Genomic DNA, 1299 nt, shown 5'->3' with positions numbered 1-1299 from the left:
TTCCTGGACCGGCAGCCAATGTGTCCTGATCGCGAAGAAGTAGATAAGAAAATAGCCAATGACAAACACCGGGACGGAATAACCAAGGGCTGAAAAGGCCGCGAGGAAACGGTCGATGAAACCGCCGGTTCGCCACGCCGCGAGGATGCCGAAGGAGACCCCGACCGTTCCCGAAAGGATCATCGTCAGGGTAGACAGGGACAGGGTCGGTTCAAGCCGCTGCGAGATAAGCTCGATAACTGGTCGTCCGGAAAAAATCGAGGTGCCGAAGTCGCCCTTCAGGATACCAAGAGCCCAGCGTAGAAACTGAACCGGCATAGGATCGTTCAGGCCCAACTGTTCGCGGATGGCAGCGATCACCCGTGGCGAGGCGTTTCTGCCGGCGATCATAGCCGCCGGATCGCCTGGTGCCAGCCTGAGAAGCAGGAATACGAAGATCCCGACCATCGCCATCACGGCGATGGTCGAAACTAACCTACGAAAAATATAAGCCGCCATCAAGCCGGGACTTTCTGCATATTCCACATCGGGTAATAAACCGACAAAACATGGACTAAGCCAGTCAGAGATTTTCGGCGAGCGATTGGCTCAAAAGACTGACCCAACATCGCAGTGCCAACAAAGTCCCACGCAAGGCGCTGCATCTCACGAGCGAGTGCCTGTCGCTCCTCGAGCGTTTCGAGTTCTACCCATTTGGCCCGGAGAGCCTCGTATTGATCGTTCTTCGGCCAGCCATAATAGGCGTCTGCGCCATTGGCGCGGAACAAAGGCACACCGATGGGATTATCGAGTTCAGCATCGGTCCAATTGCTTATATACATGTTCCAACCGCCGTCCTCAATCGGTCCCTTGTTTGCACGGCGTTTATCAACCCCGCCCCAATCACTCGGCGCGAGTTCAACATTGACTCCAATCTTTCGCAGGATGAATGCAAGATATTCTGCGGCCTTACTGGCTGCCGGCCAATCCGTGGATTGGAGGAGGACGACTTTTTCGCCGGTATATCCAGCTTCCTGGAAAAGTTGCCTGGCCTTTTCAGGATCACCCCCCTTCTTGTACCATCCCGTGTTCTCATCATTGGAATACGGCGTATTGTTTCCAAATATTGACTTGACAGGGCGGATGTATTTCGGATCGAAGCCGGCGGCCTGCATAATGGCCTCCTGATCAATCAGGTGAAGCATAGCCTGACGCGCCTTGGCGTTGTCGAACGGCGGCTGCAGGAAATTCATGCGCACGTAAAAATCTGAGCCGGACTCGTTCACGGTTTCCAATGCGAGGTTGGGATCGCTTTCGATC

2 protein-coding genes are annotated in these 1299 nt (G+C 54.6%); both read right to left on the bottom strand.

Going from position 1 to position 1299, the window contains the following annotated elements; all coding sequences use genetic code 11:
* Positions 1 to 498: ABC transporter permease (locus EOA24_RS38265; protein ID WP_133374925.1), on the bottom strand; the 498-nt coding region annotated here is incomplete at its 3' end.
* On the bottom strand, positions 498 to 1299 hold an 802-nt coding region (locus EOA24_RS38260), incomplete at its 5' end, for an ABC transporter substrate-binding protein (protein WP_245501966.1). The genes EOA24_RS38260 and EOA24_RS38265, both read right to left, overlap by 1 nt.

Origin of the sequence: Mesorhizobium sp. M2A.F.Ca.ET.039.01.1.1 (genome assembly GCF_003998035.1) — a bacterium.
In the GTDB taxonomy this organism is placed as follows: Bacteria; Pseudomonadota; Alphaproteobacteria; order Rhizobiales; family Rhizobiaceae; genus Mesorhizobium.
Note: the sequence above shows the minus strand (reverse complement) of the source record. Positions and strands in the feature narration are given on the sequence as shown.